This is a genomic window from Mesorhizobium sp. C264A (genome assembly GCF_040324515.1).
GTDB lineage: Bacteria > Pseudomonadota > Alphaproteobacteria > Rhizobiales > Rhizobiaceae > Mesorhizobium.
The window spans coordinates 91,836-116,535 of sequence record NZ_JAMYVY010000001.1; the positions used below are offsets into that span (position 1 = coordinate 91,836).

Genomic DNA, 24,700 nt, shown 5'->3' on the forward strand with positions numbered 1-24,700 from the left:
TATCGGATGAATTGAGCGACGTTTGATTTTTCTAGCCTGCCCACGGCGCAAATAGTACGTTTCTTCGTAAATCCACCTCTCTTGCGCAACATGACAAGAGTAAGTTTCGCTTCTGTTGTCCCATCGGCTGGGATGCTTTTGCCTATCTCATCTAAAGCGAGGAGCTTCCTTCACTTTTCCGCCCGTTCCAGCTGTGCAGAGCAATGCCGCTGGCTCTCACCCTGGCTATAGAGTTTGTATCAATGCGCAGTGTGCATGATCGAATCTGGAGGGCGTGGGAGGTTTCGAGGGCACGATCTGGATTTTGAAGTTCGCTCATAGGGCAGCGCCCGCTTTGACGAGCGTCGCCAACGCGAGCCTTGCGCTCTATATGATCAGGATCAAGGCTCGCGAGAGAAGATTGTCGGCGGTCGCGAGGAGATCGCGAAAGCTTCCTGCGCAAGCGCTTGACTGCGGCGCTGGCACACCGGCGGAAGTTTGCTGTTCCGACTTTGGATTGGCCGCTGCTCGCGCCAACTGTGGCTATGTTCGCCAGTCCATCTGCTCTTCACGCCGTTCACCATCGAATGCCTGCTTTCCCTTCGCGGCCAAAAGCTCCCGGGCATGCTTACCGTCATGGCCCTGCAGCTTCGCGGCGATCCAGAGCATCGCGCCGTAGATGATTGCGCGATCGTCATTGGTGAGCTCGACAATGCCTGCCTTGAGGACGAGACCGCCAAGCTCGATCAGCTGTCGGGTGCGTTTGCGACGCTCCACCTGCCATGTTCTCATGTCATTGCGAGCCTGTGCCGCCTGCCGGCGATTGCGCGCTGCCCGATTGCGCTGGAGCGCCGCGAGGGTTGCGCTGAGATGCCGAAGCAGTTCGCCGGCACCTGCTCTCGAAAAACATCACCCCACGCTTAGCCCATGCCTCACGCTTTGCCGTGTCTTTCGTCTCAGTGATTGCGACCAGTGCGCCCGCCAGTTCGTCGGCGCTGAGCTGATCGGCGCCGGTGGCGATCACCAGCTCGCCAAGCTGCTGCACCTTTCTGGTTTTGAGCTCTCGCGCTTTTTCTTCCAGGGCTTGAAGTTCTGCGTCGAAGTCCCGCGGTTTGCGCATGGCTGTCTCCATCGGTTGTCGGTCGGAGGATGATAGGGGAGCGGCTGCCGGAAGGCTTCAGGGTCGCCGAGACAGCCCGGGACGGGCTGGTCCATCCCGAGATTTTTTCGAGGGAGGGCGCGCTTATACGTCGTGCCGACGTGGGCTTTGACGTGCAAATGATCTGGTCGCGATGGCGATCTATCATCTTCACGTCAAGGTCATTGGCCGCAAGGCAGGCTCAAGCGCTGTGGCGTCCGCCGCCTACCGCTCGGCCTCGCGGCTGAGTGACGAGCGGATAGAACGCAGCCACGACTTCTCCGCCAAGCGCGGTGTCGTTCATTCCGAGGTGATGCTGCCGGAGGATGCACCGGAGGCCTGGCGCGACCGCGAACGGCTTTGGAACGATGTCGAGGCGTTCGAGGTGAGGAAGGATGCGCAACTTGCCCGCGAGGTCGAGTTTGCGCTCCCGCGTGAACTCAGCCAGGCGCAAGGCATCGAGTTGGCGCGCGACTTCGTTCAGGCTGAGTTCGTAAGCCGGGGCATGGTCGCCGATCTCAATGTGCACTGGGACCGCGCAGAGGATGGAAGCCCCAAGCCGCATGCTCATGTCATGCTGACCATGCGGGCCGTGGACGAGAATGGTTTTGGCGCCAAGGTTCGAGACTGGAATGCTACCCAGCTGGTTGAGCGCTGGCGCGAGCGATGGGCGGAGCTGGCCAATGAACGCCTGGCCGAACTCGACATCGACGCGCACATCGATCATCGCAGTCTGGAAGCGCAGGGCATTTCACTGGAGCCGCAAACCCAGATTGGTGCGCCAGCACAGCGCATTGAGGGCAGTGGCCTTGCTGCTAGCGACATTGAAGCAGATCGCGCCGAACTGCATCGCGACATCGCGCGCAACAATGGTGCGCGCATCATTGCCGATCCATCCGTGGCGCTCGATGCCATCACGCATCAGCAATCGACTTTCACCCGAAAGGACATTGCGAAGTTCTCGCATCGGCACAGCGACGGAGTGGAGCAGTTCAACGCGGTCGTGGCAGCCATCAGCAACGCACCCGATCTGATTGAACTCGGCAAGGACGGACGTGGCGAAGATCGCTTCACCACTCGGCAGATGATCGACACCGAACAGCGCCTTCACCGCGCTGCGGAGCGTATCGATTTGGACGAGAGACACGCGGTGAGTAAGGCACATCGCGAGGCGGCACTGGCGCGCGCAGCGCAACGCGGGCTTGTCCTTTCGAGCGAGCAGACCGATGCGCTGGCGCATATCACCGATAGAAACGGTCTTGGTGTCGTCGTCGGCTTTGCCGGAACGGGCAAGAGCGCCATGCTGGGCGTTGCGCGCCAGGCATGGGCAGCGGCGGGCTACGAGGTTCGAGGCGCCGCACTCTCCGGCATTGCCGCCGAGAATCTGGAAGGCGGATCAGGCATCTCATCACGCACCATCGCCAGTATGGAGCATAGCTGGGGACAGGGCCGCGATCTGCTCACAGCTCGCGATGTCCTGGTGATTGATGAGGCCGGCATGGTCGGCACGCGCCAGTTGGAGCGCGTGCTTTCCCATGCCGCCGACGTTGGCGCAAAAGTCGTACTCGTCGGCGATCCGCAGCAGTTGCAGGCGATCGAGGCCGGCGCCGCGTTCCGTTCCATCCACGAGCGTCATGGCGGCGTCGAAATCGGTCAGGTCCGCCGGCAGCGTGAGGACTGGCAGCGCGATGCCACGCGCGATCTGGCAACCGGCAGGATCGGCGCCGCGATCGGCGCCTACGATGCGCAAGGCATGGTGCATCAGGCTGCAACGCGCGACGAGGCGCGAGCTGAACTCGTCGAGCGCTGGGATCGCGACAGGCAGGCGCATCCAGAGGCAAGCCGGATCATCCTCACCCACACAAACAACGAGGTGAGCGCGCTCAACCAGGCAGCGCGCGAGCGCATGCGCGCTGCCGGCGATCTCGGCGACGAGGTTCAGGTGGATGTGGAACGCGGTGCAAGGGCCTTCGCCGGCGGCGACCGTGTCATGTTCCTGCGCAACGAGCGCGCGCTTGGCGTCAAGAACGGCACGCTCGGCGTGATCGAAGAGGTCAGCATACAGAGGATGACGGTTCAAATCGACGACGGCCGATCCGTGCGCTTCGATCTGAAAGACTATGCCCACATCGACCACGGCTATGCCGCGACCATTCACAAGGCCCAGGGCATGACCGTCGACCGGACGCATGTGCTCGCCACACCGGGCATGGATGCGCATGGCAGCTACGTCGCACTGTCGCGGCATCGAGACGGAATGGACCTGCACTACGGCAGCGATGACTTCACGACCCGCGAACGCCTCGTCCGGACGCTGTCACGGGACCGCGCCAAAGACATGGCGTCGGATTACGAGCAGGTCGACTCGGCGCAACACTATGCCGAACGGCGCGGTATCACGTTCCGCGAGCGCGCGGTCGAGATCGTGCGCCGGATCGTTCCGGAGAAGCTGCGCGACAGGATAGGCGGACTGCTCGACGGGTTGCGCTCGCCCGCAGACGCCGTGCCCATGCAGGAACGTGGACCTGGGCCGGGAAGGGAGAGTGTAGAGGTACGGATCGGAGATGCGGACCCGACGCCCGGCAGAGAAAATCTCGCCACCGGAGTGCCACGCGGCGCGAATGTGCCGGTGGACGCGGAAGCGGCGTTGCGCAGCGCTCGTACGAAGGCGCTTATTCGTCACGCGCGCGCTATCGACGCGATATCGCACAACGGAGATGCGGATGGGCTGGGCAGTCCCGAGCAGATGCGCGAGTTGAGGGATGCCCGTAGGGCCTTCGAGAAGGTGCGGCCCTTTGGCTGGCGCGATGCCGAAGCGGCTTATGTGAAAAATCCCGAACTTGTCCACGAGGCGGGGGCTGGCCGTGTCCGCCGCATCGTGCTTGCTCTCCAGCTTGAGACGGAAATCCGCACCGGGATGGACATCGATCCAGGCCGCCGCGCCGACCGTTTCGTCGAACGCTGGCAAAAGCTCGATCGGACGGGACGGGAGCAATATCAGGCCGGCGACATGTCCGGCTACAAGTCAACGCGCTCGGCCATGTCCGATATGGCCAAGAGCCTTGAACGCGATCCGCAGCTTGAATCCATGCTTGCCAATCATAAGAAGGCGCTTGGCATCGAGGTCGAATCCGGCCGGCGTCTGGGTGTGGAACTGGCATTCAGCCATGGCATCGGAAAGGGGCGGGGCCTTGGGCTCTGACACCCCTCCGATTTGCCACCGTTTTCACGCTACAGGCGGATGAAGCGAAAAATCGGATTGCCTCCGGCATGGGTTCGTCCTGTCTGTCCCAACAGAAATCAGCTACAACCATTCAGGTGGACGCAAGCTATGTCCGAGCCGGATCGTATCGTTCGTCTCAAAACAGTCCTCGCCAGGACCGGCCTGTCCCGCTCGACAATCTATCGCAAGATCGCCGACGGCACGTTCCCGGCTCAACTGAGGATCAGCACCAATGGCGCCGGGTGGCATGAATCCGAGATCAACCGCTGGGTTGAGGATCCCATTCGATGGGGGTCGAAGGCTGAGGTGAAGAGGTCCGATTGAACGGGTAGGTGCAACAACCTGGGGGCTTCCTTGCCGGTTCTGCAAATTGTCAATTTGCACTAGCGCGGTCACACGCTCCCATCGCTCAACCTGTTACTTCCGATAGCTTCTTGATGGCTGACGGAGCGCTAAAACCGAGAATCTCGGCGAGGTTTATAAACTCCACGACATCAACACGTCTCTGTCCGCTTTCTAGTCGAGCTACGAACGATTGGTATTGGCCGAGCCTGGTTGCCAACTCAACTTGCGTAAGGCCTGCCGCTTCACGGTTTTTGATCAGCAGCGCGATCAAAGCTTTGTGCCGATTCGTACCGAGTGTATCGACCACTTATCACCTCATCTGAACTCAGATGGGGGCTTCCTTTATATCTGATTTTCAGTTATCTTAAATTCAGATATTTAACTGAGGCCGCCAAAGCGTTTGGCTGTATCACTCCATGCAAAGCTGTTTGGAGCTCGGATCATGGATGATTCCGACGATAGCATAAATTTGTTTTTCATCACCCGGCGGCGCTTGCTGACGGGAGCGGCCACGGGCGCGGCGGCATGGCCCTTCCAGGCAAAATCGCTGGCTGGCGAACTGACGGACGGCAGCGCGGCCGATCCTGCTCTTCGTCTGTGTGGGAGCTGGCAAAGAATCCATGATGAGACACTGGCGCTGTGCCGCGAACAGCAGCGGTTGGAGACACACCTCGCCAGGATAGTTGGCTTTCCCTGCGCCAAGGTGCGGCTTGCCGATGGTACGGACGTGACGCTCCATTCCATCGAGAGCCTGAACGATGCCCACTCTCCTGAAAATGAAGTCGAATGGGGCAGGGCGCTTGCGGATTTCGTGGCACACCAGGCGCGCTGGGACGCTGCTGATGCTGAGATCGGCTATTCGAGAACAGACGAACTGATCCGAAAATCGGAAACAGTCGAAGGGGCACTTCTGGATGATCTACCGCAGACAGCGGCCACGTCCATCGAAGGCATTTTGGCCAAGCTCAAGGTCATCCTGCGTGACGGTGAGCACTGGGAACATCCAGACGATTTTCCCTGGCCGCACATCCGATCGGTACTGAATGACCTCGTCCGTCTTCACCGTTTAGACGTTGCGACGAACCCAAGCTCAGAAAAGCAGCAAAACTCACAGAGCAGGTGAAGCCTTGATGAAAATCTTGGATCGTTTTCAAAGCGGTGTGGCACCTAACGGTGAGGTCGGTCCCCATCCGGCCGACCGTCACGTCGGCAGGCAGATCGCGACTCTGCGAGTCCAGTCGGACGTCTCGCAGGCGCAACTGGCCCGTGCGATCCGCATCAGCTTTCAACAGCTCCAGAAATACGAAAGCGCGCGCAACCGCGTCAGCGCTTCCACGCTCTACGAAATCGCCCGCTCGCTGGATGTTCCTGTCAGCCGCTTCTTCGATGGTCTGCCGGGCAATGGCGAGGCAACCGCTCCGCTCCTGACCGTAGACGAACGCCTGGGATTCATCGCCAGCGCGGAAGGCAGACGCTTGATCGAAAGGCTGATGCGACTCCCCCCGCGTGTGCGCAACCGCGTGTCGTCTCTGCTCTTTGAATTGGGAAAGGAAATCGATCCTGTGCAATGCCCAGACGAGTATTAGAAACGAGGTTGAGGAGGTCGTGAGGGCCCGCGCCACTTGTTGCCTACAACCTCGGAAAGACGGCGGTGGGTGTAGTCAGGCGATCCCGCCAGACATGCCTGAGAGCTTCTCCAGAGCCGCCCGGAATAGCTTGCGGCTTGAGGTTGGGACTTACGGATTTCCGAAAAGCACGCCTTGCTATCCAATTCTGCGACTAATCAATTTGATGGCTTTTCTCATCTCCTGCATGCGCGCATCTGGGAGACATGGACCAAGATCATGATCTCGGCAGGATCGAACCAAGCCGCGCATTCTTATTTTCAGCAGAAGCCCAGCCGATCCGTAGCGAGCGCTACTCGCAATGGTTGTGAGGCACCAAAAAAGGGCCTTGTTCCGAGCGCCTGATAGAGCGATTCTGCGCCTTGCAAAAGCACTTGCGCGCCAAGCGGCTCGCGAAGACCACGAGCGTGAACAGGCCGAGAAAACTTATCATGACTCGAACCGCGATCTACGCACGCTTCTCAACCGACCTTCAAAATGAGCGATCAATCGACGATCAACTCGCTTTGTGCCGAGCATATGCAGAACGTGAGGGGTTGAACGTTGTCGCAACGTTTGACGACCGAGCACGCTCCGGTGGCTCCGTCCTGGGCCGTGACGGATTACTTCAGCTCATGGACAAAGCGCGTGAGCACGAATTCGACGTGCTCGTCGTAGAGGCACTTGATCGGCTCTCGCGCGACATGGAAGACCTTGCGGGCATTCACAAACGCCTTTCATTTCTCGGCATCGAAATTCGTGCCGTTCACGAAGGCGTGGTGAACACGGTCTTGGTCGGCCTGCGCGGTCTCGTTGGCCAGCTATACCGAGAGGACATCGCTCACAAAGTCCGCAGGGGCCAAGCCGGCCGAGTCAACAAAGGGCTTCACGCCGGCGGTCTGACCTATGGCTATTCGTACGTGCTAGGCGATCCCGGGAAGCGGATGATCGCAGAGGATGAAGCGGAAATCGTGCGTCGTGTCTTTCGAGAGTATGTCGCAGGGCAAACCCCGCGCGATATCGCTCACGATCTAAACACAGACCGCATACCGCCGCCTCGCGGTCGTGCCTGGAATGCCTCCACCATCAATGGAAATGTGCAGAGAGGGACGGGGCTGCTTCACAATGAGCTTTATGCTGGCCGCCTGATCTGGAACAGGGTCATTGATCAAGGATCCTGACACGGGGAAACGTGTCTCGCGCCCAAATCCCAAGGGTGACTGGCGAGTAGTCGCAGTGCCCGACCTCGCTATTGTTCCGTCCGACCTGTTCGACGCAGCACAAGCACGCAAGAAGGCGCGTGCAACCACTCATCCAAGCCACCAGCGCCGACCACGGCACATGTTGACGGGGCTCCTGAGGTGTGGTGCCTGTGGTGCGGGAATGTCGTCGAAAGGCGTGGACAAGTCCAAGCGCATTCGCATCCGCTGTTCCGCCGCGACTGAAAGCGGAACATGCGCCGATCCCAAGACCTTCTATTTGGATACGGTCGAAGCTGCAGTTCTGAACGGCCTTTCCGCCGAGTTGCGCCATCCCGAAGTGATTGCCCAGTACGTCCAGACCTACCACGAAGAACGGAAGCGCTTGGCAGCCGACACCGATGCCAGGCGCAGCCGTTTGGAGCGACGGCTTGAAGAACTAACTCGGGAGATCGAGCGCCTGGTCAACGCCATTGCCAAGGGCTATGGCGACCCAGCCGTGCTGGGACCGCAATCAACAACGCTGAATGAAGAGCGTAAGGGCATTCTAGCCGAGTTGGATCGGGTGCCCGCCGCTACGGGAGTGATCGCGCTGCACCCTGCGGTGCTCGCTCGCTACGAGGAACAACTAAACCAACTTCGGACCGGGCTTGCTAAGGGCATTGCTTTTGGCGATTCCGAATGTGCAGAGGCAATGCGCGACTTGGTCGAAACCGTCACGGTGTTTCGAGATCCATCGAGGATCGGCGGCGTCGAAGTCGAAATCGCTGGGCGGTTAACGGCACTCTTGGGCGAGGGTGCCTTCCCCCACGGCGTCAAACGAGCGGGGGGAATGGTGGTAGCGGGAGAGGGACTTGAACCCCCGACCCCAGGATTATGATTCCCGTGCTCTAACCAACTGAGCTACCCCGCCAGGGCGGCGAAAGGCCCGAAATCCGCCTTAAATCGAAAGGCATTTCGAGGCGTTCGCCAAGGTCGCGCGGATATAAGGTTGGGAGGGCGAGCCTGTCAAGCATCGATGCGCGAGGGCGCCGGCATATTGTCGCCGGTAAAAGCTTTGCCGGGCTGGCATCTCCGGTAAGCCACCGGGGTTGAGTTCGACGGGGCACGCCGCTATGTCTCGGCCAAGAAATTAGAGTTTGAAGCTGATGAAGCCGCGCATTGCAGTCCTCGGTTGCGGATACTGGGGCAGCAACCACATCCGCACCCTCAAGGCGCTCGGCGCGCTACATGCGGTTTCCGATGCCAATCGGGCGCGGGCCGAAGGCTTTGCCAGCGAGCAGGACTGCCTGGCGATCGAGCCCGACCAGCTGTTCGTGCGTGATGATATCGACGCCATCGTCATGGCGCTGCCGCCGCAATTCCATGCCGATCTTGCCGTGCGCGCCGCTGAGGCCGGCAAGGACGTGCTGGTGGAAAAGCCGATTGCGTTGACCGTGCCCGACGCCGAGCGCGCCGTGCAGGCGGCCAGGGACAATGGCCGCGTGTTCATGGTCGGCCATGTCTTGCGATTCCATCCCGCCTTCGAGACGCTGAAGGCGCTGATCGACAATGGCGAGCTCGGCGAGGTTCGCTACATCCACTCGCACCGGCTCGGCCTCGGCAAATTCCACACCGAGAACGACGCACTGTGGGATCTGGCGCCGCACGATCTGTCGATGATCCTGGCCATCACCGGCACCGAGCCGATCGACGTCAGGGGCGAGGGGGCCGCACTCCTCGACAATCTCAGCGATTTCGCGCATCTGCACATGCGTTTTCCCAATGGCTTGCGCAGCCATCTCTTCACCTCGCGGCTCAATCCCTATCGCGAGCGGCGGCTGACCGTGGTCGGCACCAAGGCAATGGCGGTGTTCGACGATGTCGAGCCATGGGAGCGCAAGCTGGCCGTCTACCGCCACGCGGTGTGGCAGGACAGCGGCCAGTGGGCCTTCACCACCAACGAGCCGTCCTATGTCGCGGTCGGCCAGGGCATGCCGCTGACACGCGAGCTCGAGCACTTTATCCAGTGTATCGAGACGCGGGCCGAGCCGCGCACCAGCGGCGAGGAAGCCATCAGGGTGCTGCGCATCCTGACGGCGGGCACGGTCACGCACACAAAGTCCTGAGACCGTTTCGAAACTCTGCTCTTAAGGCAGATCGAAACTAAAACTGTCTCCGAGAGGGTAGTGTTTACTCAGCGGGAATCTGCGCCGGCCTGGCTGCGAGCCGGCTGAGCATGGCTTCGGCCTCGGCGCCGCGCTCGGAGCGCTCGATGAAGCCGCCGCCGAAAACGCGGGCTTCGTTGCCGTCGTCGGAATAGAGCACGCAGGCCTGTCCCGGCGCGATGCCGGACTCGCCGTCGACCAGTTCGACAAAGGTGCTGCCGGCGCGGTGATGCAGCACGGCCGGGCGCGGCGGCCGCGTCGAGCGGACCTTGGCGAACAGCTCCATGCCGGCGGCCGGAATGTCGGACAGCGCGCGATCGCCCAGCCAGTTCATGTTGCGCAGATAGATCTTGTGGGTCTCCAGCGCCTCGCGCGGGCCGACGATGACACGGGCCCGGTCGGCGTCGAGATGGACGACGTAAAGCGGCTCGCCCGAGGCGATGCCGATGCCGCGGCGCTGGCCGATCGTATAGCGCAGGATGCCGTCATGGCGACCGAGCACGCGGCCGTCGATATGGACGATGTCGCCTGGGTTGGCGGCAGCTGGCTTCAGCTTGGCGATGATGTCGGAATATTTGCCCTGCGGCACGAAGCAGATGTCCTGACTGTCCTGCTTGGCGGCAACGGTCAGCCCCATTTCTTCGGCGATGGCCCGCACCGCAGGCTTGGACAGCCCACCCAGCGGAAAGCGCAGATAGTCGATCTGCGCCTGCGTGGTGGCAAACAGGAAATAGCTCTGGTCGCGGTCGGCATCGACGGGCCGGAACAGCGCGCGGTGGGCGCCATTGGCCCCGGAGCGGATATAGTGGCCGGTGGCGAGCGCATCGGCGCCAAGGTCCTTGGCGGTGGCCAAAAGGTCGGCGAACTTCACCGTCTGATTGCAAGAGACGCACGGAATGGGCGTTTCGCCGGCGACGTAGCTTTCGGCAAACGGGTCGATGACCGCCTTACGGAAGCGCTCCTCATAGTCGAGCACGTAATGCGGAATGCCCAGTGTCTCGGAAACGCGGCGGGCATCGTCAATGTCCTGGCCGGCGCAGCACGACCCGGCCCGGTGCGTTGCGGCGCCATGGTCGTAGAGCTGCAGCGTGACGCCGACGACATCATAGCCTTCGCGCTTCAAAAGGCCGGCAACGACAGACGAATCCACACCGCCCGACATGGCGACGACGATGCGGGTGTTTTGCGGGCTGGCGGGAAGGTCGAGGCTGTTCATGGTTCTTTCGTTCTGCGCGGCGCTTCAATGGCAGTGGCGCGAATATAGGTCAACCACACCAGCGGCGCCAGCTTTGCGGCGGTGCCGATTTTGCGGGAAAATTGCGCGCCTGCCCGCCGTTGCCTCAAATGCCGACGAAAAGACTAACGCGGCGTTCATGATCCTTACCTACTCATTAGGGTTCGCTTAGGCAATTTTTAAAGCTGTGGCGGTAATGTGGTGGGGATTGGGTCTTTGAGTTTTTAGTAGAGAGTACGATGACCGATCTTGTTAGACCGCGAGTCAAATATGTTATTGGGCCTGACGGCAGCCCTCTTACGATTGCCGATCTTCCGCCGACGAATACACGTCGCTGGGTTATCCGGCGCAAGGCGGAAGTGGTTGCTGCGGTGCGCGGCGGGCTTTTGAGCCTCGACGAGGCATGCCAGCGCTACAAGCTGACCACCGAGGAATTCCTGTCCTGGCAAGCGTCGATCGACGAATACGGCCTTGCCGGGCTGCGCACGACGCGCATCCAGCAATACCGGCACTAGAGCCAGGACCACAACAGAAAAGGGCGCGGTAACCGCGCCCTTTTGCCTGTCGGTAATGCCTGCTTCAGACCGTCAGCACCACCTTGCCGATCGGCCTAGTGGCGAGAAAAGCGTGCGCGGCGCCCGCCTGTTCGAGCGGAAACGCCTTTGCCACATGGACCGCAAGCTTTCCCGCATCGACCAGTTTGCCAAGTTCGACGAGGCCTTCACGGTCGGGCACGACGGACATGCGCTCGACGCGGATCCCACGCGCAGCAGCCTTGGCTCGGGTGGTGTCGTGGATATTGAGCAGCGACACCAGGGCGCCACCGTCCTTCAGGACTGTCAGCGATTGGTCGGCATGGTCGCCGCCCATCGGCTCCAGCACCAAGTCGACGTCGCTGACCTCGGCGGTGAAATCTCGCTTGGTGTAGTCGACCACTTCATCGGCGCCGAGCGAGCGGACGAAATCGAGTTTCTTCGGGCTGGCGGTGGCGATGACATAAGCGCCGTGCGCCTTGGCGATCTGCACCGCCAGATGCCCGACGCCGCCGGCCGCAGCATGGATCAACACGCGCTGGCCGCGCTTCAGGCCGCCATGGCGGACAAGGCCTTGCCAGGCGGTCAGACCGGCCAGCGGCAGCGCGCCGGCATGATTGTGGTCAATGCCTTGCGGCTTCGGTGCGATTTCATCGGCCGGGGCCACAGCGAGCTCCGCATAGGCCGCGGCCTGCTTGGGAAAACGCGGCATGCCGAACACGGCGTCACCGACCCTGAGGCCGCCATCGACGCCTGGGCCTACCGCCTCGACCGTACCTGAAATATCCCAGCCCAAAGTGAAGGGCGGTTCGCCCAGCAATGGATAGTAGCCGGCGCGCACCGAGCCATCGACCGGATTGATGCCGGCAGCATGCACGCGCACGAGCACTTCGCCGGACTTGGGCGAGGGCGCGGGGCGATCGGCGATGACGAGGACGTCGGGTCCGCCGACTGAATTCTGGACAACGGCACGCATGGGAGGCTCCTGCTGGGGTTTCTGTGCCACTATCATTTGGATAGTAATATTCCCTTGTCCAGTATGTACCTTTTCCATATATAGGCACCTCATGGATAGTGATAATGATTGCGGCTCCGGCTATGACGCCTTCCAGCGGACGTGTCCTTCGCACGCCGTGCTCGAGATGCTGGCCAGCAAATGGGTCTATCTGACGGTTTGTGCGCTGCGCCGTGGCCAGATGCGCAACGGCGAACTGGCGCGTAAGCTCGAAGGCATCACGCCTAAAATGCTGACGCAGACGCTGCGCGTCCTCGAGCGCGACGGGCTTGTGCGGCGCGAAATCTTTCCGGTGATCCCGCCGCGGGTCGAATATGAATTGACCGAACTTGGCCAGAACCTGGCGGGGCTGCTCACCCAGATACGCTCCTGGTCGGAAGAGCATGTGCCTGACATCAAGCAAGCGCGGGCGAGGGCGGCGGCGAACCTGGAAAGGGATTTGGCACGGGCCTGAAGCTGCGGCCGCCTTACGGGCCGGATCAGCAGCGCCGGAGCCTTTTGGCGCGCTACACGCAAAGCAAAGCGCGGCGTCAGGCGGCGCCGGTCGGGTTAAAACCCTGCCGTCAGCCGATCATGGCGCTGCGACCGCCGAGTTCCGCGTCGCGGATCTTGGTGTCGCGCGATTCCAGCATCTCGGCCTTGGAAAGCTCCGCTTCAGCTTCGCCGAGTAATGATTCGGCAGCACTTCGCTGCTGGGCGAGGTCGCTTTGAGAGTTTCTGAGGTTATCACGGCGCAGACGCGCCGCCTTGGCGAAGGTCGGATAGGCAAAATGATTGATGTCGGTGATGCCGGCCTTCTTCTCCTCGGCGGTGATCTGAAGCTCCAGTTCAACGGCCATGCGCTCGAACTCGGCGATCATCATGTCGAGCTGCAGCAGCTGCCGCCGCTTCTCATTCACCTGAAATTGCTTCAGCCGAACGAGGTTTTCACGTGACTTCATGATTCGGTACTCCCGGAAACGCACACCTGCACATATCGTCCAATCCGCCCGCCAGGGCCTGGCGTCGCCCGTATCCACCGGCATTCCCCGAACTATGGGAAACAAATCCCTAAAGTTTTTTGCCGGCAGTAACCATTCGTTTACGCGCATTGTTAATCATAAGGGCGAGGACTTAAGGCCGGGTAAAAATTCCGGCTCCCGATACGGAAGCCGGCCAGCGAGTCCCTTGAGTCACTTAGTCCGACTTATTAATGTGTTGCATTAGCGATTTGGTTCTGTGATTCATCATTAGATTCAAGAGGGTGTAGAAAGGGGTTAAAAAATCTGGTACCGTCCTTGGTGCGGAATTAGGTTTTGTTAACCATTCGATGGCAGCCTCTGTTCAGGCAATCACTGCTCCGGTCCCGGATGGGTCGTGACATGGTCCGGCGGCAGAAAAGGGGAATGAAATGCGCGTTCTGCTGATAGAAGACGACAGTGCAACCGCTCAGAGCATCGAGCTGATGCTCAAATCTGAAAGTTTTAATGTTTACACGACCGACCTCGGCGAAGAAGGTGTCGATCTCGGTAAACTTTATGATTACGATATCATTCTTCTCGACCTCAACCTTCCCGATATGTCCGGCTACGAAGTCTTGCGGACACTTCGCCTGTCCAAGGTGAAGACGCCGATCCTGATCCTGTCCGGCATGGCCGGTATAGAGGACAAGGTGCGCGGCCTGGGCTTCGGCGCCGACGACTATATGACCAAGCCGTTCCACAAGGACGAACTGGTCGCCCGCATTCATGCCATCGTGCGCCGTTCCAAGGGCCATGCCCAGTCGGTCATCACCACCGGCGACCTGGTGGTCAATCTCGACGCCAAGACCGTCGAAGTCGGCGGCCAGCGCGTGCATCTGACCGGCAAGGAATACCAGATGCTGGAGTTGCTCTCGCTGCGCAAGGGCACCACGCTGACCAAGGAAATGTTCCTCAACCACCTTTATGGCGGCATGGACGAACCGGAACTGAAGATCATCGACGTCTTCATTTGCAAGCTGCGCAAGAAGCTCGACGCAGCATCCGGTGGGCAGAACTACATCGAGACGGTCTGGGGTCGCGGCTATGTGCTGCGCGAGCCGGAAGACATCCGCGTCAGCGCCTGAGCGAACACCATCCGATTGAATTTAATGAGAAAACCCGGCTCAGGCCGGGTTTTTTGCTGTCCTTCTTGGCCGAGGACGTGCCGAGTCAGGCGGCAACCTTCAAGGTACGAAAACGTTCGAGCAGTTGCGGCCGGTTGAACGGCTTCAACAGATAACCCTGGGCGCCGGCGCGCTTTGCCTTCATGATCGAGGCAACATCGACCTCGACCAGTGAGATCAGAATCTGCGGTTTGATCGTGCTCTCCATGGCGCGAACCTGGCGAATGACGTCGACCGCTTGCATGTCCGGCAGGGCGCCGTCGACGACAATCACATCAGGCATCTCGGCAGCGCACATCTCGACAGCATCAAGTCCAGTTGCCGCTTCGATCACCACCATGTCGGAGCCGCCAAGAATCCGTTTTGCAACCTTTCTGATGACGCTCGAATCGTCGACAAACATGCAGCGCTTCATTTCCGGGTCCTCTTTGCCATGGTGCGAACCGGCGGCATCCCGGTATCGGGATGCACACTAGGCCAATCTGGTAAAGAAGCAGAAAAGCCGTTAGGTAAAGTTTTTACAAACATGTCGTTTGCAGCCCCATTCGGCAGGGGCGTTGCCGGCAATGAAACTTGCTTGTTCTGAATTGCCGCAAATATCAGCGGGAAAAGATACTTGATTGTTCTTGATGCTCGGACGTCCTGCCGAGCGGCTTCGCTCAGGCCGCGGACAGCACGATCTCTTCGGCGGTCGCGTGAATCGAGATCGTCATGTTGGCCTCACGCGCCAGCAGCAGCGTGTAGTAGGGCTGGACGGTATGGGCGTCGATAGGCTCCTCGGGCTTGTTGCCGGAATGGAGCTCGAGGAATTTCGGCGGCACGCGCAGCATCGGGCCGCTTGCGGCAAGCGCAAAGCGCGGCTCGGTGTCGAGGTTTTCCAGCGTGACCACCAATCTGCCACCGCGCGGGATGGCAGCATTGGCGACGAGCAGCAAATTGAGCAGCAGCTTGACCTTGTTCTTGGGCAGCAGGGCGCGAACCCCGTTCCAGATCAATTCCGGCTTCTCGTTCTTCAGGAAGGCGATGGCGACGGACTCGGCATCGCCGGTGTCGATCATCATGCCCGCCGAACCGGCGGCGCCGAAGGCGATGCGGGCGAATTGCAGGCGGGCCGAAGCGTTTCTGGCGCTCTGCCGGATCAGTTTCATGGCGTCTTCGTCGGCGCCGCCCTCGTCCAGGAGTTCAAGGCCGTTGTTGATGGCGCCGACCGGCGAAATGATGTCGTGGCAGACTCGGCTGCACAACAACGCTGCGAGATCGGGTGCGGAGAGAGAGAAAAGCTCAGCCATCGGCGAAAAATCCCTGCTAAAATTCACATCCTGGTGGCCGCGCGGCCGACAGCCACGCTCACCACCCGAATCACGCTCTCTCCCCCCCAGGCATTCTGAATACACAGCGCCCGAGCGTGCAGCAACAATCCACAATTCTTGTGAGAAAAACGGCATCTTTGCACAGGATCGGAGCCCGCGCAGACCGTCAGAAACAGCCTTCGAACCGCCATGTTCATGTGGGAGGTTAATGGTTGAAAAAGGATTACGGCATAGTTTGCCCGTAACAGTCATCCTTAACGGCCGCCTAAAGAGCCGGACGGGTGCGAGGCGTCGGCGAAAGTGCTCCCTGACGGAGATTGGAAGCATGGTTTCCCGATTCTACGACCGGACGTTTGTCCGCGTCTTCTTCATGGCGATTGCCCTCATGGGCGCTCTCGCTTTCTCAACCTCTGCGTCGCGGGCACAGGAATACACCGCTCAGGAGATCGTCGATTCCGGTCACAAGTTCTTCGGCGCGACGTCGGGCGGTCTCGCAACCGTCGTCGAGAAGATTTTTGCCTCCTACGGCCTGCCCAATGGCTATCTGCTCGGCGAAGAGGGATCCGGCGCGCTGATCGGGGGCCTGACCTATGGCGAAGGTACGCTCTACACCAAGAATGCCGGCGACCATAAGGTGTTCTGGCAAGGGCCTTCGCTCGGTTGGGATTTCGGCGGCGAGGGATCGCGGGTGATGATGCTCGTCTATAACCTCGACGACGTCAGCAATCTCTACAATCGGTTCGGCGGCGTTGCCGGTTCGGCCTATGTCGTGGCCGGCGTCGGCTTCAACGTGCTGCAGAACAACAGGGTGCTGCTGGTGCCGATCCGCACCGGCGTCGGCGCGCGGCTTGGCGTCAATCTCGGCTATCTGAAGCTGACGCAGAGGCCGACCTGGAATCCTTTCTGAGCGATTCCGACCACACTTCGACCCGATCAACAGATTCTGACCCGGTGCAGCTGCGGCAAACCCTTGCCGCAGCGCTGGATTTGCGTCATGCGAACATGGCAAAGTCCAGACTTGGCGGTTGCCGGATAGCGGCCCGCCCGTAACGGGTAGTCACCTTGGTTCAGTCGATCCTGTTCTTCGCCCTCGGCTTTCTGTGCGCAGGCTTTCTGGCGCTGCTGGTCGCGCCGGCCATCTGGCGGCGGGCGGTCGCGCTGACACGCAAGCGTGTCGAGGCGTCGGTGCCGCGAACGCTGGCCGAGATCCAGGCCGACAAGGACAGCTTGCGGGCCGAGTTCGCCATGACGACGCGCCGGCTCGAAATCAGCATCAAGACGCTGCGTGAGCAGGCGAATGAGCAACTCGTCGAAATCAATCGCGGCCGCGAGGCGCTGAAGGGCCTGGCGGTCGAGCGCAAGGACAAGAAGCAGGCGCTTTCGGAGCTCGGGGAAAAAACGAATTGCTGCTGCATCGCGAGCAGCAGATACAACAGCTGTCGGACAGGCTTGCACAAACAGAGCGCATGATGGAAAAGCGCGCGCTCGAGCTGGAAAAGCTCGAACATATGTACGACGACGCGTCCTTCTCCTCCAGCAATCGTCAGATCGAACTGGTGGCTCGCGAATCCGAGCTGGAAAAACTTGCCAACGACATTTCAGTGCTGCGCGGCCAGCGGAAGGAGGCCGACAAGCGCCATCAGGAAGTCGTCGCCGAAGGCAAGGCCACGCGCGATGCCTTGAAGGCCGAAAAGAAAAGAACCGCCGACCTCGACAGAAAGCTCGAGCGCCTGCTCGCCACGCTGGCCGATCGCGAGGACAAGCTCGATCGCCGCGAAAAGGAACTGGCCCGGCTTCGCGAGCGGGTGAAGGGCGAGGCTACAGGAGGCGCCGTGGCTGCTGGCCTGGTTGGTGCGCAAGACAGTGCCCGCGCCAGGAACGAGGACATCGACAAGACGCTCGCCAAGCTCGAAGGCGACCGAGAGCGGCTCGAAGCCAGGCTGACGACGCTGGCCCGCGAAAACAAGCGGATGAAGGCGGAGCTTGGCGGTTCTGGATCCGCGAAGCCCGGGAATGGCCCCGGCAATGGCAATGATGCCGGTTCTGCCTTGCGCGAACAGATGAACAATCTGGCGGCTGAGGTCGTCCATTTGACGGCCAAGCTCGAAGGACCCGATTCACCGATCGCCAAGGCGCTGGCGGCGCCGCAGGAAACGCGGTCAGGAACCACCAGCCTGGCCGATCGCGTGCGGGCGTTGCAGAAGGCAGATTTGCCGAGCTGAGTTTCAAGCCCCGGCTTGGAATTGCCTGACTACGCCTATCAGGGCGAAAAATGGTGCAGCGCAATGGCTGACGCGGCAGCAACATTCAGGCTGTCGAACCCTTCCGACATCGCGATCCGCACCGTCCGCAGGCGGGCAAGCAGGCTCTCCGGGAGGCCCTCGCCTTCGGTGCCGAGATAGAGCGCCAGTCGTTTCGGTCGCGCGGCATCACGAATGTCAGCCTCACCACGCGGCGACAAAGCGACCTGGCCGAAGCCCAACTCGCCGAGCTTCGCGATGAAAGCTTCAGTGTCGCCGAAGGACGCAAAGGGCACCTTCAACGCGGCGCCGACGGAGACGCGGATCGCCTTGCGATACAGTGGGTCGCAACAGGTGGCGTCGACGAAGACGGCATCGGCGCCGAAGGCGGCGGCATTGCGGAAGATCGATCCGATATTGTCATGGTTGGCGATGCCGATGAGAACGACGATCAACGCTTCGGCAGGCAAGGTGTCGAGCAAGGCCTCGGCGGGCTGTGGCGTGCCCTTGCTGCCGATCGCCAATATACCGCGATGCACGTGGAAGCCGGCGATCCTGTCCATGACGGCGCTTGCCGCAACGTAGACCGGCAGGTCGGCAGGGGCCTTGCGCAGGATGTCGTCGAGCCCGGCCAGCCGGTTTTCGAGGACCAGGACCGACTCCGCAGCAAAGCGTCCGGCTGACAGCAGGACGTCCAGCACCACCTTGCCTTCGGCAACGAACCGGCCATGGCGGCCGGTGAGATCGCGCTCGCGGATGTCGAGATAGGCGGCGACCCGCGGATCGCGCGCGTCGTCGATCTGGATCGGATCCATCAATACCTCGGCCGGCGAAAAATCGTCAGCGAGGTAAGGAGCGATCGGAGTCGCCAGTCAAGCCCTGCAGGTCAAGTCCCGGCGCGGCGCAGACGCGTTGCCATCTGGGACAAGTCGCCTATCCCGAAAATGCCGTCCAGCATGCGCAACAGTTCGCGCACCGCTTCGGACTTGCAGGAATAGTAGATCATCTGCCGGTCGCGGCGGGTCTCGACAAGATCGAGCGCCCTGAGCTTGGCCAGATGTTGCGACAAAGCGGACTGGCTGAGCATCACCTTTTCGGCGATGGCGCCGACCGACATTTCACCGTCGGCCAGATAGCTCATGATCAAGAGCCGCTTTTCGTTGCCCATAAGGGTCAGAAATGTCGCCGCCGATTCGGCATTGGCGATTAGTTTGGTCGAGACCATCGATGCCCCATGTTTTCCTGCTCATCCAAACGCTATGGGGGCAAATAGCGTTGGCTGCTATAATTCAGCTATGGATCACGCTGCTGATTCAGCGTCGTCTGAATCGTAGATCATTTCGCCCAAATCTCAAGACGTGCTTTTGATTCATGACGATTATCCTTGCGTAGCTGGCGCACGACCGGCTTTGGCCATGTCGACCAGAACCGGCCGCAGGTCGCGCGCGGTCTTCAATGGCTGCGGAAAATAGACCCTGCAAACGGTGTCGCCCGATGCCAGGTCCATGCCATCGGCATCGAAGCCGGTCATGGTCCAACCATCACCTTCAACCCTGGCGAAATGATGGGCATAGACGGCGATGGCGTCGAGATGGTCGGCATTCATGTGGTCGAGAGCGGATTGTTCGCTGGCGGCCAGCTCGTCGACGATCAACCCCTCGGTGATGAGATCGGCACGGTCGAGCAGGTAGGCCTTGCCGAAGCCGCCATTCAGGCTGGCGCGCTCCGGCTCGAGGCGAAAGATCGAGAAATCGCCGAGCCCGGCATAGAGCTTTGCCTTGGGATTGCGGTTGAGATAGCGCCGCTCGGCGCGGGTATGCGCGCTCGACCCGCGTTCCAGCGGCTGCGCCCGGCAGACCAGCGTTATCCTGGGATGCGCCAGCGGATCGCCCTTGCCGGGTTCGCCGGCAAGCAGCGAGCAGCGCGGCTCGGCAAGGATGGCGCCGGTATGGGCTGACAGCGCCGAGACAAGGATCAGAGGCGTGCCATCGATGTCGGTGGCGACTCCGACCCTGGAGGCCAGCGGTGCGCCGGTCGACGGCTCGATCACCGCGAGGGCGCCGAAACGGGCGCTGCGGATCAGCGTTGCGGCCAGCCTGATCGCCTCGGCGTCCGTCGCGCGAATGACGTCCTTCTTCGGCTGGTCCAAAATGCCCACCAGGTAAGTTGATTTTCTAAATCCAGTTATTGGCCAATCATGCCGGCTTTGACAAGCGCTTTGATCTCGGCTGTCGAAAAGCCGAAGCGCGCCAGCACAGTCTGGGGCAGCTGATCGTCATCTTCAGACATGCCGGCAAGCGCCGGCTGCGAGGCCGAGAAGCGTGGCGCGGGCGCGGGGCGCTCGAGCGCACCGGCCTTCACAAATGCGTGACGCGCCCGGTTGTGCGGATGATCCCTGGCTTCGGCCAGCGACAGAACCGGCGCCACGCAGGCATCGCTTGCGGCAAACAGCGCGTCCCAGTCGTCGCGTGTCTTCTGCCGGAACCGGTCGGCAATGGCCGCGCGCATGTCCGGCCACAACGCCTTGTCGTATTGGCCGCGGACAAAATCCTCGCCGAGCGGCAGCAGCTTTGCGAATGCGGCGAAGAAGCACGGCTCAAGGCAGCCGACCGCAACGTGGCGTGCGTCCGCCGTCTCATAGGTGTCGTAGAAGGGCGCACCGGAATCGAGCAGGTTGGCGCCGCGCCGGTCGCTCCACAGACCTGCCGACATGAAGGCGTGTATGGGGGCCGCCAGCATCGAAGCGCCCTCGACCATCGCCGCGTCGATCACCTGGCCTTTGCCGGAGCGCGAGCGCTCGAACAGCGCTGCAAGCACCCCGGCGATCAGCATCATGGCGCCGCCGCCATTGTCGGCGATCAGATTCAGCGGCGGCACCGGCCGACCTTCCTCCCGGCCGATGGCATGCAACACACCCGAATAGGCGAGGTAGGTGATGTCGTGGCCGGCACGACCTGCGAGCGGCCCGTCCTGGCCGAAGCCGGTCATGCGGCCGTAAATCAGCGCCGGATTGCGCGCCAATGCAGCATCCGGGCCGAGACCAAGCCGCTCCATCACACCGGGGCGAAAGCCTTCGACAAACAGATCGGCCTTTTCGGCAAGGCGCAGCAGCAGTTCCGTTCCTTTGGCCTGCTTGAGGTCGACGCGCAGGATGGAGCGGCCGTGACGGTCGAGATTGTACGCATCGGAGAGCGGCAGCAGGGGTTGGTCCGAACCGGTGCGCTCGATGCGCAGCACCTCGGCGCCCCATCTCCGACAGCATCAGCCCGGCCAGAGGCACCGGGCCGAGCCCAGCCATCTCGATGACTTTCAGGCCGGCCAGCGGACCGGTCTTCACTGCGCCGGCCGCCATGGCCGTCTATTTCGGCGCCATGCGGATTGCCCCATCGAGGCGGATGGTTTCGCCGTTCAGCATCTGGTTTTCGACGATATGCAGGGCGAGCGCGGCATATTCGGACGGCTCGCCGAGGCGGGACGGGAAGGGCACGGCCGCGCCGAGCGAATCCTGCACCTCCTGCGGCATGCCGGCCATCATTGGCGTCTTGAAGATGCCGGGCGCGATGGTGCAGACGCGAATGCCGGAGCGCGCCAGGTCGCGGGCAACCGGCAGCGTCATGCCGACGACGCCGCCCTTGGATGCGGCATAGGCGGCCTGGCCGATCTGGCCATCAAAGGCGGCCACCGACGCGGTGTTGACGATGACGCCGCGCTCGCCGCCCTGCAGCGGTTCGAGTTTGGCGGCACGGTCGGCGACGAGGCGGATCATGTTGAAGGTGCCGATCAAATTGATCTCGATCACCTTGCGGTACTGGTCGAGCGGATGTGGACCATCCTTGCCGATCGTCTTCACGCCGATGGCAATGCCCGCGCAATTGACCAGGATGCGCGCTGGCCCAAGTCTCTTTTCCACCTCGGCGACCGCGGCCGCACCGCTGTCGGCGCTGCTCACATCGCACTGGATGGCGGCGCCGCCAATGTCGCCCGCCACCTTCGATGCCCGGTCGATGCCGATATCGAAAATGGCGACGCGCGCGCCCTTGTCGGCCAGCGCGCGGGCGGTTGCCTCGCCGAGGCCGGAGCCGCCGCCGGTTACGATCGCAATCTGGCCGTTCGGGTTCATGCTGCATGCTCCGTGCTGTTCCAGGTCATGCTACGGAGGTCGCCGCCATGGTGCAACCTGACCAATGGGGATCCATCGCGACCGGTGCCGCGACCGATCCTGGAGCTCAGGCCATCACTGGTGCCTGCTCCGCGATCCTGGCAAGGCTGGCATGGCCGACCTCGCCGGAGAGCCGCGCCACGGCACCGGGCACGATCTCGTGCGACAGCAGCCGGTCGAGGTCGACCGGGCGCGGCATGGAGATCTGGCCGCGGGGGATCTTTCTGAAGCCGAGCGGGCCGTAATAAGGCTCGTCGCCGACAAGGATCACCGCCGGCGCGCCGGCCTTGGCGGCCGCCTCCAGCGCGATCGCCACGAGCCGGCGGCCGATACCGAGATTCTTGAAGGCGGGCCGCACGGCGAGCGGCCCGAGCATCAGCGCGCGTCCGGCGCCGGCGGCGATGCGGGTCATGCGCACCGAAGCAACGACGATGTCGCCATCCATGGCGACAAAGGATAGCGAGCGCTCGTGGCCGCCGGTCTCGCGAATCTTGTAGGCGGCCAGCACGAAACGGCCGGGGCCAAAGGCTTCGTCGTTGATGGCTTCGATTTCGGGATCATGCGCCGGAGTTTCCGGCAGGTATTTCACGTCGGCAAGGCTCATGGTCTTCGCGGTCCGATAAAGAGGAAAGGTTGCTGCAAGCGGCAGCGTTCGCCAGTCAGCGCTTTCTAAGCGCGGGCGCCCTTTCGTCGTCGGTCAAACCGGATCAAGCCAAGATCGAACATGCGGAGTGTCCGCTAGCATCAATTTCCGGCGGCTGCAATCGGCTGTTTTCATCCGGCGTTTCATACGAGTGACGCTCTGTTCAGCAGATGACGGCTTCGGCATTGCCGCCTTGCGACTACATTGGCCAAGGCACGCAAGGAGATTTCGTATGGGATTGCTGGTCGAAGGCAAATGGCAGGACCGTCCGGCCAATGTCGATAGCAGCGGCAGGTTCATCCGCGCCGAGACGCAGTGGCGTGACTGGATCACGCGCGACGGCGCGCCGGCGCAAGGTCGTACGCGCGGCTTCAAGGCCGAGCCCGGACGCTACCATCTTTATGTCTCGCTCGCCTGTCCGTGGGCGCACCGCACGCTGATCTTTCGCGCGCTGAAGAAGCTAGAAGACATCATCCCGGTTTCAGTCGTGCATCATTTCCTCGGTGCTGAGGGCTGGACGTTTTTGGCCGAGGATGGCGCCACCGGCGACACGCTCTACGGCCTCGACTTCCTGCACCAAATCTACACCAAGGCCGATCCAGCCTATTCGGGCCGGGTTTCGGTGCCGGTGCTGTGGGACAAGAAGGAAGAGACCATCGTCTCCAACGAATCCGCCGAAATCATCCGCATGCTCAATTCGGCCTTCGACGAGTGGGGCGATGCCGCTCTCGATTCCTATCCGCCAGGCCTGCGCGGCGAGATCGACAAGGTCAATGCGCTGGTCTTTCCCGCCGTAAACAACGGCGTCTACCGCGCCGGCTTTGCCACCACGCAAGCGGCCTATGAAGAGGCGTTCGGCGAGCTGTTCGCGGCGCTCGACACGCTGGAGGGCCGACTGTCAAAACAGCGCTATCTCACTGGCGAGCGTGTCACCGAGGCCGATTGGCGGCTGTTCACCACGCTGGTGCGTTTCGACCCGGTCTATGTCGGCCATTTCAAATGCAATCTGCGCCGCATCGCCGACTATCCGAACCTTTCGAACTATCTGCGCGACCTCTACCAGGTGCCCGGTATCGCCGGCACGGTGAACCTGCACCACATCAAAATGCACTATTACGGCAGCCACGAGAGCATCAACCCGACGCGCATCGTGCCGGTCGGGCCTGGGCTCGACTATGGCGCGCCGCACGACCGGGCGCGGTTCAGGCAGGCGGCGTGAGCATCGGATTGACAGCCTACCAGTACGGCGATACCGGCTCGCCTTCAAAAACCTCGGCAAGCCGCCGCAGCGTCGCCGGCGTCGTGCCATGCGGCAAGCGGTCGAGCGGAAAGAAGCCTGCTTCGGCGATCTCGTGGTCCGGCAGTTTCGGCGCGGTCTGGTTGAAGGTTTCGATGAGATAGAGGCCGACATGGTCGCGGCGGCTGGAGCGGCGGTTGAAATGCATCGATTTCAGCACCGGCTGGGCTGTCAGCGCGATGTTGCCTTCCTCGGCCAGTTCGCGCACCAGCGCCTCACCGAGCGTCTCGCCGACTTCGACGCCCCCGCCCGGCAATTGCCAGCCGGGAACGTAGGTGTGGCGGATGAGGAAGACAGTGTTCGAGGCGCGATCGTGGATCAGGCCGCGCACGCCCAGCGTCATCGGCCGCCGCAGAAGGAAATAGAGATGGAACAGCCTTGCCCTGAGGCCTGCCCAGCCGGTCTGGCGAAACGCCTGCTCCGGGTCCGATATAGCCATGACTAGCGAAACCGTGGATGGGCAGGAAACAGTGAGTGGAAAGCGGGGAGCGCGTCGCCTATGAAGGAAG

The 24,700-nt window shown here is 61.7% G+C and carries 27 protein-coding genes, 1 tRNA gene and 1 pseudogene; 13 read left to right on the plus strand and 16 right to left on the minus strand.

Translation table 11 applies throughout. The features are described from left to right. Positions 1–522: 522 nt before the first annotated feature. Both NKL04_RS00475 and NKL04_RS00480 read right to left on the minus strand, forming a co-directional pair. Positions 523–771, minus strand: a complete 249-nt coding sequence (locus NKL04_RS00475) for a conjugal transfer protein TraD (RefSeq protein ID WP_023669904.1) — start codon at positions 769–771, stop codon at positions 523–525. 1 nt (position 772) lies between these two features. Beyond that, the gene (locus NKL04_RS00480; protein ID WP_023686249.1) at positions 773–1,099 is read right to left on the minus strand and encodes a conjugal transfer protein TraD; all 327 of its coding nucleotides are present in this window, start codon (positions 1,097–1,099) and stop codon (positions 773–775) included. A gap of 172 nt (positions 1,100–1,271) precedes the next feature. Here NKL04_RS00480 and traA point away from each other — a divergent pair, with 172 nt between their 5' ends. Both traA and NKL04_RS00490 read left to right on the plus strand, forming a co-directional pair. Further along, positions 1,272–4,319 (plus strand): Ti-type conjugative transfer relaxase TraA, encoded by a 3,048-nt coding sequence (gene traA, locus NKL04_RS00485; protein ID WP_023691675.1) that lies wholly within the window; start codon positions 1,272–1,274, stop codon positions 4,317–4,319. A gap of 129 nt (positions 4,320–4,448) precedes the next feature. Further along, entirely contained in the window at positions 4,449–4,664 is a 216-nt protein-coding gene (locus tag NKL04_RS00490; protein WP_023669907.1) for a helix-turn-helix transcriptional regulator, read from the plus strand. A gap of 85 nt (positions 4,665–4,749) precedes the next feature. Here the strand turns inward: NKL04_RS00490 and NKL04_RS00495 are convergent, their stop codons facing one another. Then, complete coding sequence (locus tag NKL04_RS00495) at positions 4,750–4,992, minus strand: helix-turn-helix domain-containing protein (RefSeq protein WP_023699715.1); 243 nt, start codon at positions 4,990–4,992, stop codon at positions 4,750–4,752. Between the two features lie 135 nt (positions 4,993–5,127). Here NKL04_RS00495 and NKL04_RS00500 point away from each other — a divergent pair, with 135 nt between their 5' ends. The 4 genes from NKL04_RS00500 to NKL04_RS00515 all read left to right on the plus strand — a co-directional run bounded on the left by NKL04_RS00500 (position 5,128) and on the right by NKL04_RS00515 (position 8,368). Then, positions 5,128–5,808 (plus strand): hypothetical protein, encoded by a 681-nt coding sequence (locus tag NKL04_RS00500; protein WP_023699714.1) that lies wholly within the window; start codon positions 5,128–5,130, stop codon positions 5,806–5,808. 7 nt (positions 5,809–5,815) lie between these two features. Then, positions 5,816–6,271, plus strand: a complete 456-nt coding sequence (locus NKL04_RS00505) for a helix-turn-helix domain-containing protein (RefSeq protein WP_023686247.1) — start codon at positions 5,816–5,818, stop codon at positions 6,269–6,271. 470 nt (positions 6,272–6,741) lie between these two features. After that, a complete protein-coding gene (locus tag NKL04_RS00510; protein WP_348529177.1) occupies positions 6,742–7,470 on the plus strand; it encodes a recombinase family protein in 729 nt (242 codons plus the stop codon). A gap of 202 nt (positions 7,471–7,672) precedes the next feature. Then, positions 7,673–8,368: a hypothetical protein gene (locus NKL04_RS00515; RefSeq protein ID WP_352724002.1), complete on the plus strand. Its 696-nt coding sequence runs from the start codon at positions 7,673–7,675 to the stop codon at positions 8,366–8,368. On the opposite strand, the gene NKL04_RS00520 is transcribed toward NKL04_RS00515, so the two are convergent. Then, positions 8,325–8,401 (minus strand) — tRNA-Met (locus NKL04_RS00520). The two genes, NKL04_RS00515 and NKL04_RS00520, sit on opposite strands and share 44 nt — an antisense overlap. A gap of 235 nt (positions 8,402–8,636) precedes the next feature. On the opposite strand from NKL04_RS00520, the gene NKL04_RS00525 reads away from it, so the two are divergent. Then, the gene (locus NKL04_RS00525; RefSeq protein ID WP_023699712.1) at positions 8,637–9,596 is read left to right on the plus strand and encodes a Gfo/Idh/MocA family protein; all 960 of its coding nucleotides are present in this window, start codon (positions 8,637–8,639) and stop codon (positions 9,594–9,596) included. A gap of 64 nt (positions 9,597–9,660) precedes the next feature. On the opposite strand, the gene mnmA is transcribed toward NKL04_RS00525, so the two are convergent. Next, the gene (mnmA, locus tag NKL04_RS00530; protein ID WP_023683624.1) at positions 9,661–10,851 is read right to left on the minus strand and encodes a tRNA 2-thiouridine(34) synthase MnmA; all 1,191 of its coding nucleotides are present in this window, start codon (positions 10,849–10,851) and stop codon (positions 9,661–9,663) included. 257 nt (positions 10,852–11,108) lie between these two features. On the opposite strand from mnmA, the gene sciP reads away from it, so the two are divergent. Continuing rightward, positions 11,109–11,384, plus strand: a complete 276-nt coding sequence (sciP, locus tag NKL04_RS00535) for a CtrA inhibitor SciP (RefSeq protein WP_013529904.1) — start codon at positions 11,109–11,111, stop codon at positions 11,382–11,384. Positions 11,385–11,448: 64 nt separating this feature from the next. Here the strand turns inward: sciP and NKL04_RS00540 are convergent, their stop codons facing one another. After that, positions 11,449–12,378, minus strand: coding sequence for an NADP-dependent oxidoreductase (locus NKL04_RS00540; protein WP_023699711.1), 930 nt, complete (start codon positions 12,376–12,378; stop codon positions 11,449–11,451). Between the two features lie 91 nt (positions 12,379–12,469). Here NKL04_RS00540 and NKL04_RS00545 point away from each other — a divergent pair, with 91 nt between their 5' ends. Next, positions 12,470–12,871: a winged helix-turn-helix transcriptional regulator gene (locus NKL04_RS00545; RefSeq protein WP_023699710.1), complete on the plus strand. Its 402-nt coding sequence runs from the start codon at positions 12,470–12,472 to the stop codon at positions 12,869–12,871. A 109-nt stretch (positions 12,872–12,980) separates the two neighbouring features. On the opposite strand, the gene NKL04_RS00550 is transcribed toward NKL04_RS00545, so the two are convergent. Then, the gene (locus NKL04_RS00550; protein WP_023669945.1) at positions 12,981–13,358 is read right to left on the minus strand and encodes a flagellar export protein FliJ; all 378 of its coding nucleotides are present in this window, start codon (positions 13,356–13,358) and stop codon (positions 12,981–12,983) included. Between the two features lie 449 nt (positions 13,359–13,807). Between NKL04_RS00550 and ctrA the strand changes: the two genes are divergently transcribed. Then, the gene (gene ctrA, locus NKL04_RS00555) at positions 13,808–14,503 is read left to right on the plus strand and encodes a response regulator transcription factor CtrA (RefSeq protein ID WP_006203583.1); all 696 of its coding nucleotides are present in this window, start codon (positions 13,808–13,810) and stop codon (positions 14,501–14,503) included. Positions 14,504–14,588: 85 nt separating this feature from the next. Here ctrA and NKL04_RS00560 read toward each other — a convergent pair whose 3' ends face one another. Beyond that, the gene (locus NKL04_RS00560; RefSeq protein ID WP_023669946.1) at positions 14,589–14,957 is read right to left on the minus strand and encodes a response regulator transcription factor; all 369 of its coding nucleotides are present in this window, start codon (positions 14,955–14,957) and stop codon (positions 14,589–14,591) included. Positions 14,958–15,201: 244 nt separating this feature from the next. After that, complete coding sequence (gene chpT, locus NKL04_RS00565) at positions 15,202–15,831, minus strand: histidine phosphotransferase ChpT (protein WP_023669947.1); 630 nt, start codon at positions 15,829–15,831, stop codon at positions 15,202–15,204. Positions 15,832–16,222: 391 nt separating this feature from the next. On the opposite strand from chpT, the gene NKL04_RS00570 reads away from it, so the two are divergent. Beyond that, complete coding sequence (locus tag NKL04_RS00570; RefSeq protein WP_245259859.1) at positions 16,223–16,759, plus strand: DUF1134 domain-containing protein; 537 nt, start codon at positions 16,223–16,225, stop codon at positions 16,757–16,759. A gap of 155 nt (positions 16,760–16,914) precedes the next feature. After that, positions 16,915–18,074: pseudogene (locus tag NKL04_RS00575) on the plus strand (coiled-coil domain-containing protein). Positions 18,075–18,112: 38 nt separating this feature from the next. Here the strand turns inward: NKL04_RS00575 and NKL04_RS00580 are convergent. The 6 genes from NKL04_RS00580 to NKL04_RS00605 all read right to left on the minus strand — a co-directional run bounded on the left by NKL04_RS00580 (position 18,113) and on the right by NKL04_RS00605 (position 22,855). Next, on the minus strand, positions 18,113–18,907 hold the full coding sequence (locus NKL04_RS00580) for a TrmH family RNA methyltransferase (RefSeq protein WP_023669950.1): 795 nt from the start codon (positions 18,905–18,907) through the stop codon (positions 18,113–18,115). A gap of 71 nt (positions 18,908–18,978) precedes the next feature. Further along, entirely contained in the window at positions 18,979–19,317 is a 339-nt protein-coding gene (locus tag NKL04_RS00585; RefSeq protein ID WP_023669951.1) for an ArsR/SmtB family transcription factor, read from the minus strand. 153 nt (positions 19,318–19,470) lie between these two features. Further along, a complete protein-coding gene (locus tag NKL04_RS00590; protein ID WP_023699709.1) occupies positions 19,471–20,241 on the minus strand; it encodes a HugZ family pyridoxamine 5'-phosphate oxidase in 771 nt (256 codons plus the stop codon). A gap of 35 nt (positions 20,242–20,276) precedes the next feature. Further along, entirely contained in the window at positions 20,277–21,329 is a 1,053-nt protein-coding gene (locus tag NKL04_RS00595; protein ID WP_245271336.1) for a CaiB/BaiF CoA transferase family protein, read from the minus strand. 121 nt (positions 21,330–21,450) lie between these two features. Further along, a complete protein-coding gene (locus tag NKL04_RS00600; protein ID WP_023699708.1) occupies positions 21,451–22,212 on the minus strand; it encodes a 3-hydroxyacyl-CoA dehydrogenase in 762 nt (253 codons plus the stop codon). 106 nt (positions 22,213–22,318) lie between these two features. After that, on the minus strand, positions 22,319–22,855 hold the full coding sequence (locus NKL04_RS00605; RefSeq protein WP_023686191.1) for a GNAT family N-acetyltransferase: 537 nt from the start codon (positions 22,853–22,855) through the stop codon (positions 22,319–22,321). Positions 22,856–23,126: 271 nt separating this feature from the next. On the opposite strand from NKL04_RS00605, the gene NKL04_RS00610 reads away from it, so the two are divergent. Further along, a complete protein-coding gene (locus NKL04_RS00610; protein WP_023699707.1) occupies positions 23,127–24,113 on the plus strand; it encodes a glutathione S-transferase family protein in 987 nt (328 codons plus the stop codon). Between the two features lie 16 nt (positions 24,114–24,129). Here NKL04_RS00610 and NKL04_RS00615 read toward each other — a convergent pair whose 3' ends face one another. After that, positions 24,130–24,630 carry an NUDIX domain-containing protein gene (locus tag NKL04_RS00615; RefSeq protein ID WP_031195394.1) on the minus strand — a complete coding sequence of 167 codons (501 nt, stop codon included), beginning with the start codon at positions 24,628–24,630 and terminating at the stop codon, positions 24,130–24,132. Between the last annotated feature and the right edge of the window lie 70 nt (positions 24,631–24,700).